Origin of the sequence: Streptomyces koelreuteriae (assembly GCF_018604545.1) — a bacterium.
Lineage (GTDB): Bacteria > Actinomycetota > Actinomycetes > Streptomycetales > Streptomycetaceae > Streptomyces > Streptomyces koelreuteriae.
The window spans coordinates 3,611,577-3,625,382 of record NZ_CP075896.1; the positions used below are offsets into that span (position 1 = coordinate 3,611,577).

Genomic DNA, 13,806 nt, shown 5'->3' on the forward strand with positions numbered 1-13,806 from the left:
CCGCGTGCCTACAAAGGCACTCGACACGCGCTACACGCCGAGCGCCCCGGCGGCGGCGCGTACGGCCGCCACGTCCTGGGCGGGTGTGCCGGGCCGGGCCGGGAGCAGGGGGACGACGGACGAGCGGCCGGACCGCACGGCCGGGTGGCGGCGGGCCAGTTGGGACAGTCCCTGGCCCGGGCCGGTCTCGACGAGCACCAGATCCCCTTCGGCGAGGAGCGCGTCGAGGGCGGGCCAGAAGAGCACCGGCGCGACGGGGTGACGGGACCAGAAGGACGGGTCCTTGGTCTCCGCGGGGGTCAGGAACCGGGCCGTGTACCCGGACATGACCGGGATACGGGGCTCGCCGACGGGAAGCGCGGCGATCCGCTCGCCGGCTCCGCGCATGGCCGGGGCCAGGGACGGGCTGTGGAACGCCGTGGAGGCCGGTACGCGCTGGAGCACGAACCCGGCGTCGGCGAGTGCCGCCGTGACGCCGCGCAGCGGTTCGTCGAGGCCGGCCAGGACCGTCTGGCGCAGGGCGTTGACGGCGCCGACGACCACGCCGTCGGTGAGGAAGGGCGCCACCTCGTCCTGCGTTGCCGCGACGGCGACCATCCCGCCGGGCGGCGCGTGTGCCAGCCGTCCGACGCGGTCGTGGACCAGGGCGGCGGCGTCCCGCAGCGTGAAGACGCCGGAGAGGACCGCGGCCGCGACCTCGCCGATGCTGTGCCCGAGCAGGGCGACGGGCCGTACGCCCCGGTCGAGGACGAGCCGCCCGAGGGCGTAGTCGACCGCGAACAGCAGCGGCTGGGAGCGGGTGACGTGGTCCATCACCGCGGTGTCGGCCGTCCCCAGCCAGTCCTCGCGCAGACCGGTGCTGTGGCCGCCGAGGTCGGTCAGGGCGGTCAGGGCCTCGTCCATCGCCTCGGCGAAGACGGGCTCGGCGTCCAGGAGTCCGGCGGCCATGCGCAGATGCTGCGAGCCCTGGCCGGGCAGCAGCAGGGCGACCGGGCGGTCGGTGCCGTTCATCGGTCCCTCCAGGTCATCGGTCCCTCCAGGGAGGCGTGTTGAGGATCTCGACCACGGCGCAGGACCAGCTGAAGCCGGCGCCGACGCCAAAGAGCAGGCACGTGTCACCGGGCCCGAGCGCCCCGGTGGTGACCAGGTGGTCGAGTCCGGCGAAGGGGTCTCCGGCGCCGAGGTGCCCGATCGTCCGGCTCCAGTCCCAGGTGGTGCGCTCGGGGTCGATGCCGAACTTGGCGAAGTAGGCGACATGCAGCCTGCGGTGGCCGAGGTGCGGCAGCACGAACCGGTCGATGTCCGCGAGGCCGAGCCCGGCGTCGGCGAGCGCCTGCTTGACGACGGACTCCTGCGCGGCGGCGACCCGGGCGACGGTCGGGGCCACACCGTGACCGGCCAGGAAGTCCCGCTTGTGCGCTTCCAGGTCGACGACGTCGCGGTGGCTGAACGGGGCCGGGCCGAACGGGTCGTCGCCCCGATGCATGCCCTCCAGGTCGGGTGCGGAGACGGTCGCGACACTGCGGACCCGGGCGAAACCGGAGTGCCGCGAGACGACGAGGGCGGTGCCGCCGTCGCCGTAGACGGTTCCGGGGTCGCTGCGCCACCGGTCGAAGCCGGGCGGGCAGAACCGGTCGCCGGTGGACACCAGGGCCGCGATCCGCGCCGGGTCGGCGGCGAGGTAGGCCCAGGCCAGGTCGAGGGCCGCCATACCGCCGTTGGAGACCTGCCGGACCTCCAGCGCGGGGCACTGGTTGCCGACGGCGGTCCGCTGGACGTAGGAGGCGGGGGCCCACAGGTCGAAGCCCTGGTAGTAGAAGCTGGCGTGCAGCACCAGGTCGATGTCGCCCGGTTCGGCGGCGGCCCGCTCCAGCGCCGTCCGGGCGGCCCGGGCCGCCATCTCGGGAGCCGGCTCCCCCGCGGAGACCGTCACCGACTCCATCCGGGTGGAGCGGGCGACGGCGGCGTCGCACCGCCCGTCCGCGACCGCGTCCGCGAGGCGTTCGACGGGCGGCAGCCAGGTCCCGGTCGCCCGGATGTACAGCTCGCCGCCGTTCATGCCGCCCTCCTCTCCCCGACCGGGTACGCGAGGGGGGCGGCGGACGCGGAGCCACTGTCGGCGGACGCGGAGCGACCGCCCGCGCCCCGTGCGGCGGGCGGCGGCCACGCTCCGCTCGCCCCGCTGCACGGCCTCCCGCCGTTCACGCCGCCACCCTCTGACCGGACCCGGCGAGCGCTTCGGCGGGCGCGGGGGCCCGTACGACCATGGCGCTGTTGAAGCCGTGGTGGCCGCGGGCCAGGACCAGGGCGGCGGTGCCGGTGACCGGCCGGGGCTCGCCGAGGACGAGGTCGAGGCCATAGGCGTCGGGGACCTCGGTGACGTTGATCGTGGGCGGGGCGAGCCCGTCGCGGAGGGTCAGCAGGGCGGTCACGACGTCCAGCGGACCGGCGCCCGAGTAGAGCCGGCCGGTGGCCGTCTTGGGCACGGTGACCGGGACCCCGCCCGCGCCGAAGACCGCGGTCAGCGCCTCGGCCTCGGCCGCGTCGAGTTCGGGCACGCCCGCACCGTCGGCGAAGACGACGGCGATGTCCTGCGGGTCGGCTCCGGCGTCGGCGAGCGCCTGCTCGATCGCCCGCCGCAGGGTCGGGGGCCGCCCCGACCCGGGGCGCGGGTCGAAGGTCGCGCCGAATCCGGCGATCTCGCCGTAGGGGCGACGCCCCCGGGCCCGGGCCCCCTCGGCGCTCTCCAGGGTGAGCAGCGCCCCGCCCTCGCCCGGCAGATGACCCGAGGCCCGGTCGTCGAAGGGCAGATAGGCGTCGGCGGTGAGCCGTCCGCCGGCCAGTTGGGCGGCCATGCCGTACGGGCACAGGGAGCAGTCCATGCCGCCGGAGATCATCAGCTGCGCACCGGAGCGGATCTGGCGTCCGGCGTGGGCGAGGGCGTCCAGGCCCCCGGCCTGCTCGCCGACGAAGACGCCGGTCGGCCCGTTCATGCCGTGCCGGATGGAGATCTGGCCGGTGTTGACGGCGTAGAACCAGGCGAACGACATGTAGGCGCTGACCTTCTTGGGGGACTCGCCCCACAGGTGCTGCAGTTCGCGCTGGCCGAAGCCGAAGCCGCCCGAGGCGCCGGCCGTGACGACGCCGCGTGTCAGCGAGGGCACGGAGTCGAGGTCGATGCCGGCGTCGGCGACGGCCCAGTCCGCAGCGGCCAGGGCGAACTGGGTCATGCGGTCGGTCTGCGGGATCAGCCGGCTGGGCAGATGGTCGCCCGCCTCGAACCCGGTCACCTCGCCCGCGTGCCGGGTCGGATAGCGGGCGGGGTCGAAGGCCTGGACGCGCCGGATGCCGTCCTCGCCGCGCAGCGTCGCCGCCCAGTACGCGTCCAGTCCGACGCCGGTGGGGGCGACCACCCCGATGCCCGTGACCACGACCGGGGTCATGCGGCCCGCCCCTCGGGCCGGCGCAGCACCATGGCGCTCTGGAAGCCGCCGAAGCCGCTGCCCACGGTGAGCGCGGCCGACATGGCGCGCTCCCTGGCGTGCAGGGGGACATAGTCCAGGTCGAGTTCGGGGTCGGGGTCGGTGAGGTTCGCGGTGGGCGGGATGACGCCGTGTTCGAGGGCCAGCGCGGTGGCGGCGACCTCGATGGAGCCGATCGCGCCCAGCGAGTGCCCGATCATCGACTTGATGGAGCTGACCGGCACCCGGTGGGCGGCGGCCCCGAGGCTGCGCTTGAGGGCGGCGGTCTCGTGCACGTCGTTCTGCTTGGTGGCGGTGCCGTGGGCGTTGACGTAGCCGAGCGCGTCGGGGGCGAGCCGGGCCTCGTCGAGGGCGGCGTCTACGGCGGCGGCCAGCTCGCGTCCGTCGGTGCGCAGACCGGTCATGTGGTACGCGTTGCCGCGCGAGGCGTAGCCGGCGATCTCGGCGTAGACGTGGGCGCCCCGGGCGCGGGCCGCGGTGAGTTCCTCCAGGACGAGGACGGCGGCGCCCTCGCCGAGGACGAAGCCGTTGCGGGTGCGGTCGAAGGGGCGCAGCGCGGTCGCCGGGTCGTCGTTGCGGGGCGAGGTGGCCCGGATGGCGTCGAAGCAGGCCACGGTGATCGGGGAGATCGGCGCGTCGGTGGCCCCGGCGATCATCACATCGGCCAGTCCCTCGCGGATGAGGGCGACCGCGTGCCCGACCGAGTCGAGGCCGGAGGTGCAGCCGGCCGAGACGACGGTGCAGGGGCCTTCGGCGCCGGCCTCCCAGGCGAGCTCTGCGGCCATGGAGCTCGGCACGAAGTGGTCGTAGAGCTGGGCGCTCGCTGCGGTGTGGTCGACCAGCCACTCCTGTCCGCCGCCGCTGAGGGCCAGGTACTCCTCTTCGAGCTTCTGGGTGCAGCCGACCGCGCTGCCGAGGCTGACGCCCGTGCGGTGCGCGGTCTCCGGGTCGGGCTCCAGACCGCTGTCGGTGACGGCCTCGCGCAGCGCGACCAGGGCGAACTGGGCCGCCCTGTCGAGCCGTTCGGCGTCCTCGGCGCTCAGCCCCTGCTCGGCGGCGTCGAAGTCGCACTCGGCGGCGATCCGGGAGCGGAAGGGGGCGGGGTCGAAGAGGCTGATGGCCCGGGTGGCGGTGCGGCCGCCGGTGATGGTCTGCCAGAACTGCTTGGTGCCGATCCCGCCGGGGGCCACCACGCCGATGCCGGTGATCACGACCCGCCGGGTCATCGTGCCTCCCCGGTCGCGCTGTGCCGCTCCAGGTAGAGGTTGGAGCTGCTGGTGCTGATCGCCCGCAGCGCCTCGGCGTGCGGCCGGAAGTCGGCCTGGCCCACGGCGGCACGGAAGGCGGAGACGTCCGACCAGCGGGCGATGTTGACGTAGCTGTGCGGCTTCTCCAGGTGGCGTACGAGGGTGTAGCCGAGGAATCCGGGCTGGCGCTCCATGAAGCGTGCCGTGCGGGCGAAGACGTCCTCGAACTCCTCCGGGGAGGTGCGAAGCGTGAAGCTGTTCACGAAGGTGGCCGGGCCGCCGGTGGCGGGGCCGGGCTGATCGGCAGACATGGGATCGGTGCTCCTCATCGTCCGGGCGTCCGGCGACGCGTACGCCGAGGTCAGAGTGAAACCCTCCGGCGCGTGCCTCGCGGCGCCCTAGAAGACGGCTGGATCCCGCCCCCGGTCAGGAGCCCCCGCGCCCCAGCCGCACGGGGATGCCGACGTCCCGCCGCCAGGCGTGGCCGAGTCCGGCGACGGCGGCGATGACGCTCCAGCCGGCCAGCTCGCCGCCCCGGTAGTGGACGATGTCGGAGCCGCTGCGCCGGGGCAGGGCCCGGCCCGCGACGATCTCGGCGAGCGGGATCGGCATCGACTGCTGCCGAGTGCCGACGGAACGGCCACCGGAGGGAGCGATGCTGACGTGCCGGACGACGGGGCCCGGGGCGGCTGTCGCGGCATCGAACGAGGGGGCTGCCGAGCCGGTGCCGGGCTGCGGGGTGGCCGGGCCGGTGCCGGACGGCTGGGCGCTTTGGCCGGTGCCGGACTGAGGGGCGACCGGGCCGGTGCCCGACGACTCGGCGCGCTGGCCGGTGCCCGACGACTCGGCGCGCTGGCCAGTGCCGGACTGCGGGGCGGCCGGGCCGGTGCCGGACGGCTGGGCGCCCTGGCCGGCATGCGAAGGCCCGCTACCCGAGCCACCACCGGAAAGCCAGACGCCCGGGCCGATGGCGAAAGGCCGGGCGCCACGGCCGGTCCCGGGCTCGGCGTCGGGCTCGGGCCCGGCGTCGGTATCGGGCTCGGTGTCGGTCTCGGGCCCGGTGTCGGGCTCGGGCCCGGCGTCGGTATCGGGCTCGGTGTCGGTCTCGGGCCCGGTGTCGGCGGGGCGGGGGCCCGTCACCGGGTCGCGGGGGTCACCCGGCTCCGCCGTCGATACCGTGGCCGCCTGGTCGATCAACAGCGCTCCAGCAGCGAGCCACGCGGCCCGGACGGGCGGGTGGCCTCCGGTGACAGCGACGACGTCGGCGCTCGCGGCGGTGGCGCGGGCGTCCTCGGACACCCGCACCCGCAGGCCGGTGCGCAGGGCGGCGGCGGCCGCGAAGTCCCGGGCCCGGTCCGGCTCCCGGCCGACGACCCGCACCTCGGTCAGCGAGGGCAGGGCGTGGTGCAGGACGAGAAGACAGGCCCAGGCCGCCTCCCCGGTGCCGAAGAGGCCCAGTCTGGAGGGGGCCGGCGGGGCGAGGTAGCGCGCGGCGAGTCCGGAGGGGATGGCGCCGCGCCAGCCGTCGAGGGCGCCGGCGTCCACGAGGCCGAGGAGGGACCCGTCGTCGGCGAGCAGCAGTTCCACGCAGGCGGCGGACAGGTCGGGGCGGGGTTCGAGCCGGACGGCGAAGCAGCGGCCGAAAGGGCCGGAAGCGTGCGGTCCGACGGTCAGCCGGCAGCGCGTGGCGGGGAGCAGGACCAGGGTGTCGGGGCCGGGCACCGGAGCGCGGTCGAGGAGCAACCGCTGGACGTCGGAGAACCGCTCCTCCATGAAGGCCTCGTCGTCGAAGGCGTCGTCCACGTCTTCCGAGGTCAGCATGATCGGCACAGCGATCGTCCTCTCGGGACCGGCGTCATGGGTATACAAACTTGAGTATCACGGGACGCGTGCCGTCCTCCACCGGATACCGATCAACGGCCGGAAGGGCTCCCCGTCAGGCGCCCTTCTCCTCGCCCGCCATGACGTAGGCGCCCGCCTCCAGGCGCTCGATCAGCGCCTCGGTCCAGGCGGCCTGACTGGCGGCGCCGTGCTCCCAGAGGCCGAGCAGCTCACGGATGTGGGCACGCTGCGGCCGTTCCCCGGCCGTCTCGTCGACCTTGGCGATCAGCTCCGACTGTTCGGCCGAGAGCGACGCGATGCGCTCACGCAGCAGGCCGATCGCCTCCTCGCGGCTGAGCGCGGGCAGCAGGACGAGCGCGGCACCCAGCATGTCGGACCGGTTGTTCCCCTGGCGCAGCGCGTCACGCAGCAGCCGGAAGAACTCCTCGTCGCCCGGCGGCGCGATCTCGTAGTCGACCCGGCCCGGCCAGTCCGGGATGTCCGTCGACTTCAGCAGCCCGTCCTTGGCCAGTTGCCTGAGCGCGTGGTAGATCGAGCCGAACTTGATGTGCGCCCATTCGTCGGCACCCCAGGACAGCAGCTCGGAACGGACCAGATAGCCGTGCGCCCGGCCGTGCATGCGCACGACGCCCAGGACGAGCAATCTCGTGGCAGACATCGTCTCCCTGCTGAATCTCCCTCACGGGGGCGGACCGGCAACCCGTGCTCCGCACCTCGGCCGGGCCCCGCCGGCTGATCCCACGGTAGTACATGACCTGCTGTTCTCCGCGAGCGCGGGAGGGGCGCAGCGCGCGATACGCCCCGGATCGAGCGCCGCTGCAACGACTCTCGACTCCCGCACGAGGTCACGGCCGGAGGGTGGAGGCCCATCGCATACGGGTCGTTCGCCGGAACAGGGGTTGGGATGCGGGTACTCTTCACCACCTTCGCCGCCAAGTCGCACATGCACGCCCAGGTGACACTCGCCTGGGCCCTGAAGGCAGCGGGCCACGACGTCAGGATCGCCAGTCATCCCGATCTCGCCGACGAGATCACCAAGACGGGGCTGACCGCCGTCGGTGTCGGGGAGGAACTGCATCTCGACGAGCAGATGCAGGAGACCCAGGAGAACATCGGCCAGGACGTCGACCAGCTGGAGAGCCAGGCGCAGGTCGGTCTCGACATGAGCGAGACCCGGCCGGAGCGGCTCACCCCGGACTACACGCTCGGGGTGTTCACGGCCATGACCTCGGTCGTCTTCCAGAACTGCTGCTCGGACCAGATGGTCGACGAGCTGGTGGAGCACTGCCGCTCCTGGAAGCCGGACCTGGTCCTGTGGGACACCATGACCTTCGCCGGCGCGATCGCCGCCATGGCCACCGGCACGGCGCACGGCCGGCTGCTGTTCGGGCTCGACCTGGCGGGCCTGATGCGCGAGACCTTCCTCGGGCAGCTGGCCGCGCGCCCGCCGGAGCTGCGGGACGACCCGCTGCGCGAGTGGCTCACCTGGAGCCTGGAGCGGCACGGCGCCTCCTTCGAGGAGGCCGCGGTGACGGGCGACTTCACCGTCTGCCCGCTGCCGGCGTCCATGCGGCTGCCGGTGGACCTGCACTACGTGCCGATGCGGTACGTGCCGTACAACGGCCAGTCCACGGTGCCGCAGTGGCTCCAGGAGCCGCCCCGCAAGGGCCGCCGGGTGTGCATCACCCTGGGTGTGGCGCACCGCGAGGTGCTCGGCGCCGACCGGGCCTCCATCGGGGACCTGCTGGAGGCCGTCGCGGGCCTCGACGACGTCGAGGTCGTCGCCACGCTCAACGAGAAGCAGCTCACGGACTTCGACACCCTGCCGGACAACGTACGGGCCGTGGACTTCGTCCCGCTCGACGCGCTGCTGCCCACCTGCGACGCGGTGATCCACCACGGCGGGTCCGGCAGCTTCGGCACCGCGATGATCCACGCCGTGCCCCAGCTCATCGTCGTCGACGGCGTCTGGGACACCATCAACAAGTCCCGCTACCTCGAAGAGCGCCAGGCCGGGCTCTACGTGCCGGGCAAGCTCAGCGCGAAGGGGCTGCGCGAGCTGCTCGTCCGCCTGCTGGAGGAGCCGGTCTTCAAGCGCAACGCCGAGGCCCTGCGGCGCGAGGCGCTCGCCGCGCCCGCCCCCGCCCAGGTCGTCCCGACGCTGGAGCGCCTGGCCGTCGAGCACCGCCGCCGGTGACCGGCGCGCCGCACCCGCACACGCCCGGGCCGCCGGCCCTGCCGTACCCGACTACCTCCCGGACGGTGAACCAAGCGATGCAGATCCGAAAGCTCGAGGTCGAGGGGGCGTACGAGTTCACGCCCCGTCAGTTCCGCGACCACCGCGGGCTGTTCGTCTCCCCGTTCCAGCTCGACGCGTTCCAGCAGGCCCTGGGGCGTCCGCACTTCCCGGTGGCGCAGACCAACCACAGCCTGTCCCGGCGCGGCACGATCCGCGGCATCCACTTCACCGTCACGCCGCCCGGCACCGCGAAGTACGTGTACTGCGCGCGCGGCCGGGCCCTCGACATCGTGGTCGACCTGCGGGTCGGCTCGCCCACCTTCCGGCAGTGGGACGCGGTCGAGATGGACCAGGTCCACTTCCGCGCCTCGTACTTCCCGGTCGGCGTCGGCCACGCCTTCGTCGCGCTCGAGGACGACACCGTCATGTCGTATCTGCTCACGGGCCCGTACGTGGCCGAGAACGAGCTGGCCGTCGACGTCTTCGACAAGGACCTGGGCGTGCGGCTCCCCTCGGGCCTGGAGACGGTGCAGTCGGAGCGGGACGCCGCCGCGCTGTCCTTCGCCTCGGCCCGGGCGCAGGGCCTGCTGCCCGACTACGCGGAGTCCCAGGCGGTCGAGGAGGCCCTGTGGCAGCCCTCCGGCATCGGCGCCACGCGCTGAGCCCGGCGATGTCCACCACCACACAGGGCGGGCAGACCGCCGGGACCGTGGCCGTGCTGGGTTCCACCGGATGCGTCGGCCGCAGCCTCTGCGACGAACTGCTGCGGACCGGGCACCGGGTGCTCGCGGTGGCCCGGCACCCAGCCCCGCACACCCGTGCGGACGCCTTCGTCCCCCTCGATGTCGCCGCCGCCGCGCCGGAGGAGATCGCCGCGCTCCTCGACCGGCACGGCGTCACCGCCGTCGTCAACGCCACCGGCGGCTGGGGCACCACCGTCGAGGAGATGCGCAGCGCCCACATCGACCTGGTGGAGCGCCTGGTCGAGGGGTGCGTCGCGACCTCCCGGCGGCTGCGGATCGTCCAGATGGGCTCGATCCACGAGTACGGGCCGGTGCCCGAGGGGGTCCGCATCGACGAACAGCGCGAGCCCGGCCCGCTGACCCCGTACGGGCTGACCAAGCGCACCGGCTCCGAACATCTGCTCGCCCAGACTCGGGATGGCCGGGTGGACGGGGTCGTGCTGCGCGCGGTCAACGTCTGCGGACCCCACACCCCGACGGCCAGCTTCCTCGGTGCCGTCGTGGCCCGGCTGCGCGCCCTCGGCCCCGGCGAGGTGATCGGCCTCGACGTCGCCGACGCCCGGCGGGACTTCGTCGACGTACGGGACCTGGCCCGGGCGGCCGTCGCCGCGGTGCACGCGCCCGTCACGGGCCTGGTCGTGAACATCGGGCGCGGCGAGGCGGTGCCGATGCGCGACCTGGTCGACGCCCTGTTCGACGCGGCCGGCGTGGACGCCGCGTCGGCGAAGATCGACTCCGCCGAGGTCGCCAGCAAGGGCGGCGGCTGGACCTGCGCGGACATCCGGTTCGCCGCCCAGGTGCTCGGCTGGCGGCCCACGATCGAGCTCGGCGACTCCGTCCGGGCGATGTGGGAAGCGGCAGCGGACACCACCTCCCTGGAGGTCTCATGAGCGACACCCCTGCCCCCTCGTCCGCCGCGACCCGGGATCCCGTCGAACGACGGATCGACGATTCGGCCCGGCTGCGGACCGGCCCCCTCGGCGATCTCTCCGACTTCACGGACTGGTTCGCCGACTACGGCCGGCGGGCCTACACCCATGTCGACCGGGTCCCCCTGCACGCCCTGGAGGGCTGGGAGACCGACCCGGGCACGGGCGATCTGCGCCATCACACGGGCCGGTTCTTCACCGTGCACGGGCTGGAGGTCAGCAACCCGGGCGCGCCGGTGGCCCGGTGGACCCAGCCGATCATCAACCAGCCCGAGATCGGCATCCTCGGCATCCTCACCGCCCCGATCGACGGGGTGCTGCACTGCCTGATGCAGGCGAAGGTCGAGCCCGGCAACGCCGAGGGGCTCCAGCTCTCCCCGACCGTCCAGGCGACCCGGAGCAACTACACCCGGGTCCACCAGGGGCGGGCGGTGCCGTATCTCGAGCACTTCATGGACATCCACAGCCGTCCCGGAGTGCTCGCCGACGTACGGCAGTCGGAGCAGGGGTCGTGGTTCTACCGCAAGCGCAACCGCAATGTGGTCGTCGAGCTGCCCGAGCCGGTGGAGGCCCTCGACGGGTACCGCTGGATGACGCTCGGCCAGATCCACGAGCTGCTCGGGCGCAAGGACACGGTCAACATGGACGCCCGGACCGTGCTGTCGTGCCTGCCGTTCACCGGCCCGGACACCGAGAAGCCCGACGGGGACGACTTCGGGTCGGCGCTGCTGCGCTCGGGCGATGCCGGGGCGGTGAGTGTGCACAGCGCGGCGGAGATCCTCGGCTGGATCACCGACCGGCGCACCAGCAGCGACATCGCGGTCCGCCGGGTCGCGCTCGGCGAGCTGCGCGACTGGAGCCGCACCGACGAGCGCATCCGCCATGACGCGGGCGCCTTCTTCGATGTCATCGGGGTCCAGGTCGACGCCGGGGGCCGTGAGGTCCACCGGTGGAGCCAGCCGATGATCGAACCGGTGGGGCAGGGCGTCATCGCCTTCCTCGTCCGGCGGTTCGAGGGGGTGCTGCACGTCCTCGTGCACGCGCGCGTGGAGCCGGGCTTCGCGGACGTGGTGGAGCTGGGCCCCACCGTGCAGTGCGTCGCGGAGAGCCACGCGCAGCTGCCCGGCCAGGCCGCGCCGCCGTTCCTCGACGAGGTGCTGGGGGCTCCCGCGGAGCGCGTCCGGTTCGACACGGTGCTCTCCGAGGAGGGCGGGCGTTTCTTCCACGCGCTCAACCGCTATCTGATCGTGGAGACCGACCAGGACGTGCCCCGCGACCTTCCCGACCACCGCTGGATGACGCTGCACCAGCTCTCGGACCTGCTGCGGCACAGCCACTACGTCAACGTCCAGGCCCGCAGCCTGATCGCCTGCCTGCACAGCCTGTACCACGCGGGCTGACGGACGGGGACCCTGAAACGCCGTGTCCCGGTGAGGCGGACTGCCTCACCGGGACACGGCGTTTCGCAGGGGCACGGCGTCACAGGCCGGCGATCACCTCGCGCAGCGCCTCGATCACCTTCTCCTGGACGTGCCCCGGCAGCGAGGGGTACATCGGCAGCGAGAAGATCTCCTTCGCCAGCCGCTCCGTCACCGGCAGATCGCCCTCGTGGTAGCCGAGGTGCGCGAAGCCGGACATCGTGTGCACCGGCCAGGGGTAGCTGATGTTCAGCTCGATGTCGTACGCCTTGAGCCGCTCGATGATCCGGTCCCGCTCGGGGTGGCGGACCACGTGGACGTAGTGGACGTGATCATTGCCCAGCGCGTTCTCGGGCAGGACCAGGCCGGTGTCCCCCAGCCCCTCCGCGTAGCGTCGCGCCACGCGCCGCCGGCCCTCGACGTAAGCGTCGAGGCGCCGTAGCTTGCGGCGGAGGATCTCGGCCTGGACCTCGTCGAGGCGGCTGTTGTGCCCGGGAGTCTGGACAACGTAGTACCGGTCCTCCATGCCGTAGTAGCGCAGCCGGCGCAGCTCCGCGTCGGTGCCGGCGTCGTGGGTGACGACCGCGCCGCCGTCGCCGTACGCCCCGAGGACCTTCGTCGGGTAGAAGGAGAAGGCCGCGGCGTCGCCCATGGTCCCGGCGAGCCGGCCGTGGTGGCGGGCGCCGTGGGCCTGGGCGCAGTCCTCCAGGACCTTCAGACCGTGGCGCCGCGCGAACGCGGTCACCGCGGCCATGTCGACGCACTGCCCGTACAGATGCACCGGCACGATCGCCGTGGTCCGCTCGGTGAGCGCGTCGTGGAGCAGGTCCGTGCGCATGAGGTAGTCCTCCTCGCGCACGTCGACGAAGACCGGCCGGGCTCCGACGGCGTCGATGGCGAGGACGGTGGGGGCCGCCGTGTTGGACACCGTGAGCACGTCGTCGCCCGGCTTCACACCGAGCGCCTGGAGGCCGAGGACGATGGCGTTGGTGCCGTTGTCGACGCCGACGCAGTGCGGCTGCCCGTGATAGGCGGCGAACTCCTGCTCGAAGCCGGAGACGCTCTGTCCGAGGACGAGCTGACCGGACTGGAACACCGTGTCGACGGCGTCGAGGAGTTCCTCGCGCTCCTCGGCGTACTCCCGCAGATAGTCCCAGACGTAGGTGGTCATCGCCCGGACACCTCCCGCTCCTTGACTCCGGTGAACAGGCCCCGGCCGGTCGGCGGGCCCGGCTGGTACGTGACGGAGCAGCCGGCGTCCTTGAACGCCTGCTCGTACTCCTCGCGTGTGAACAGGGTCAGTACGTCGATCTCGGTGAAGGTCCGGATGCCCGACGGTTCGCCGACGAGGAACTGCACCTCCATCCGGGTCGCGCGGCCCTGGAGGGTGGAGTGGGAGATCCGGGCGACGGTCCGCTCGCCCTCACGGGCCAGGTCCCCGGCGACGAACCCCTCCTTGAACTGCTCGGGGAACCACCAGGGTTCGATGACCAGCGCGCCGCCCGGTTCGAGGTGACGGGCCATCGAGGCCACGGCGGAGCGCATCTCCTCGACGCTGCCCAGATAGCCGATGGCACAGAACATGCAGGTGACGACGGAGTAGCGGCGGCCGAGGTCGAAGTCGCGCATGTCGCCCTCGTGGATGGTCAGTCCGGGCCACCGGTCCAGTGCCAGATCACGCATGGGCGCCGCGATCTCCAGGCCCTCCGCCGTGGCGAAGAGCTTGCTGAAGGGGCCGAGATGGGCGGCGGTGCCGCAGGCCACGTCGAGCAGTGTGTCGGCGCCCGGGGCGATCCGGCGTGCCACGGCCGCGATGTCCTCGGCCTCCGCCGCCCAGTCCTTGCCCCGGCTGCGGTACACCGTCTCGTAGACCTCGGCGAGGTCGGTGCTGTACATGGTTTCTCCT

The 13,806-nt window shown here is 73.3% G+C and carries 13 protein-coding genes; 4 read left to right on the forward strand and 9 right to left on the reverse strand.

Annotated features, from left to right (window positions below; genetic code table 11):
- Positions 1-30: 30 nt before the first annotated feature.
- The 7 genes from KJK29_RS16060 to KJK29_RS16095 all read right to left on the reverse strand — a co-directional run bounded on the left by KJK29_RS16060 (position 31) and on the right by KJK29_RS16095 (position 7,229).
- Positions 31-1,011, reverse strand: coding sequence for an acyltransferase domain-containing protein (locus KJK29_RS16060; protein ID WP_215119851.1), 981 nt, complete (start codon positions 1,009-1,011; stop codon positions 31-33).
- A 13-nt stretch (positions 1,012-1,024) separates the two neighbouring features.
- On the reverse strand, positions 1,025-2,059 hold the full coding sequence (locus KJK29_RS16065) for a ketoacyl-ACP synthase III family protein (protein ID WP_215119852.1): 1,035 nt from the start codon (positions 2,057-2,059) through the stop codon (positions 1,025-1,027).
- A gap of 142 nt (positions 2,060-2,201) precedes the next feature.
- Entirely contained in the window at positions 2,202-3,443 is a 1,242-nt protein-coding gene (locus tag KJK29_RS16070) for a ketosynthase chain-length factor (RefSeq protein WP_215119853.1), read from the reverse strand.
- Complete coding sequence (locus tag KJK29_RS16075; RefSeq protein ID WP_215119854.1) at positions 3,440-4,708, reverse strand: beta-ketoacyl-[acyl-carrier-protein] synthase family protein; 1,269 nt, start codon at positions 4,706-4,708, stop codon at positions 3,440-3,442. The genes KJK29_RS16070 and KJK29_RS16075 overlap by 4 nt, the downstream gene beginning before the upstream one ends.
- Positions 4,705-5,040 (reverse strand): antibiotic biosynthesis monooxygenase family protein, encoded by a 336-nt coding sequence (locus KJK29_RS16080; RefSeq protein ID WP_215119855.1) that lies wholly within the window; start codon positions 5,038-5,040, stop codon positions 4,705-4,707. Before KJK29_RS16080 ends, KJK29_RS16075 begins: the two co-directional genes overlap by 4 nt.
- 115 nt (positions 5,041-5,155) lie before the next feature.
- The gene (locus tag KJK29_RS38835) at positions 5,156-6,550 is read right to left on the reverse strand and encodes a hypothetical protein (protein ID WP_251057817.1); all 1,395 of its coding nucleotides are present in this window, start codon (positions 6,548-6,550) and stop codon (positions 5,156-5,158) included.
- A gap of 115 nt (positions 6,551-6,665) precedes the next feature.
- Positions 6,666-7,229 (reverse strand): PadR family transcriptional regulator, encoded by a 564-nt coding sequence (locus KJK29_RS16095; RefSeq protein ID WP_215119856.1) that lies wholly within the window; start codon positions 7,227-7,229, stop codon positions 6,666-6,668.
- Between the two features lie 246 nt (positions 7,230-7,475).
- Here KJK29_RS16095 and KJK29_RS16100 point away from each other — a divergent pair, with 246 nt between their 5' ends.
- The 4 genes from KJK29_RS16100 to KJK29_RS16115 all read left to right on the forward strand — a co-directional run bounded on the left by KJK29_RS16100 (position 7,476) and on the right by KJK29_RS16115 (position 11,882).
- The gene (locus KJK29_RS16100; RefSeq protein ID WP_215119857.1) at positions 7,476-8,768 is read left to right on the forward strand and encodes an activator-dependent family glycosyltransferase; all 1,293 of its coding nucleotides are present in this window, start codon (positions 7,476-7,478) and stop codon (positions 8,766-8,768) included.
- Between the two features lie 77 nt (positions 8,769-8,845).
- A complete protein-coding gene (locus tag KJK29_RS16105; RefSeq protein WP_215119858.1) occupies positions 8,846-9,472 on the forward strand; it encodes a dTDP-4-dehydrorhamnose 3,5-epimerase family protein in 627 nt (208 codons plus the stop codon).
- Between the two features lie 8 nt (positions 9,473-9,480).
- Positions 9,481-10,443 (forward strand): NAD-dependent epimerase/dehydratase family protein, encoded by a 963-nt coding sequence (locus KJK29_RS16110; protein ID WP_251057818.1) that lies wholly within the window; start codon positions 9,481-9,483, stop codon positions 10,441-10,443.
- Positions 10,440-11,882 (forward strand): NDP-hexose 2,3-dehydratase family protein, encoded by a 1,443-nt coding sequence (locus tag KJK29_RS16115; RefSeq protein WP_215119860.1) that lies wholly within the window; start codon positions 10,440-10,442, stop codon positions 11,880-11,882. The genes KJK29_RS16110 and KJK29_RS16115 overlap by 4 nt, the downstream gene beginning before the upstream one ends.
- 79 nt (positions 11,883-11,961) lie before the next feature.
- Here the strand turns inward: KJK29_RS16115 and KJK29_RS16120 are convergent, their stop codons facing one another.
- On the reverse strand, positions 11,962-13,071 hold the full coding sequence (locus KJK29_RS16120; RefSeq protein ID WP_215119861.1) for a DegT/DnrJ/EryC1/StrS family aminotransferase: 1,110 nt from the start codon (positions 13,069-13,071) through the stop codon (positions 11,962-11,964).
- On the reverse strand, positions 13,068-13,796 hold the full coding sequence (locus KJK29_RS16125) for a class I SAM-dependent methyltransferase (protein WP_215119862.1): 729 nt from the start codon (positions 13,794-13,796) through the stop codon (positions 13,068-13,070). The genes KJK29_RS16120 and KJK29_RS16125 overlap by 4 nt, the downstream gene beginning before the upstream one ends.
- Positions 13,797-13,806 lie beyond the last annotated feature (10 nt).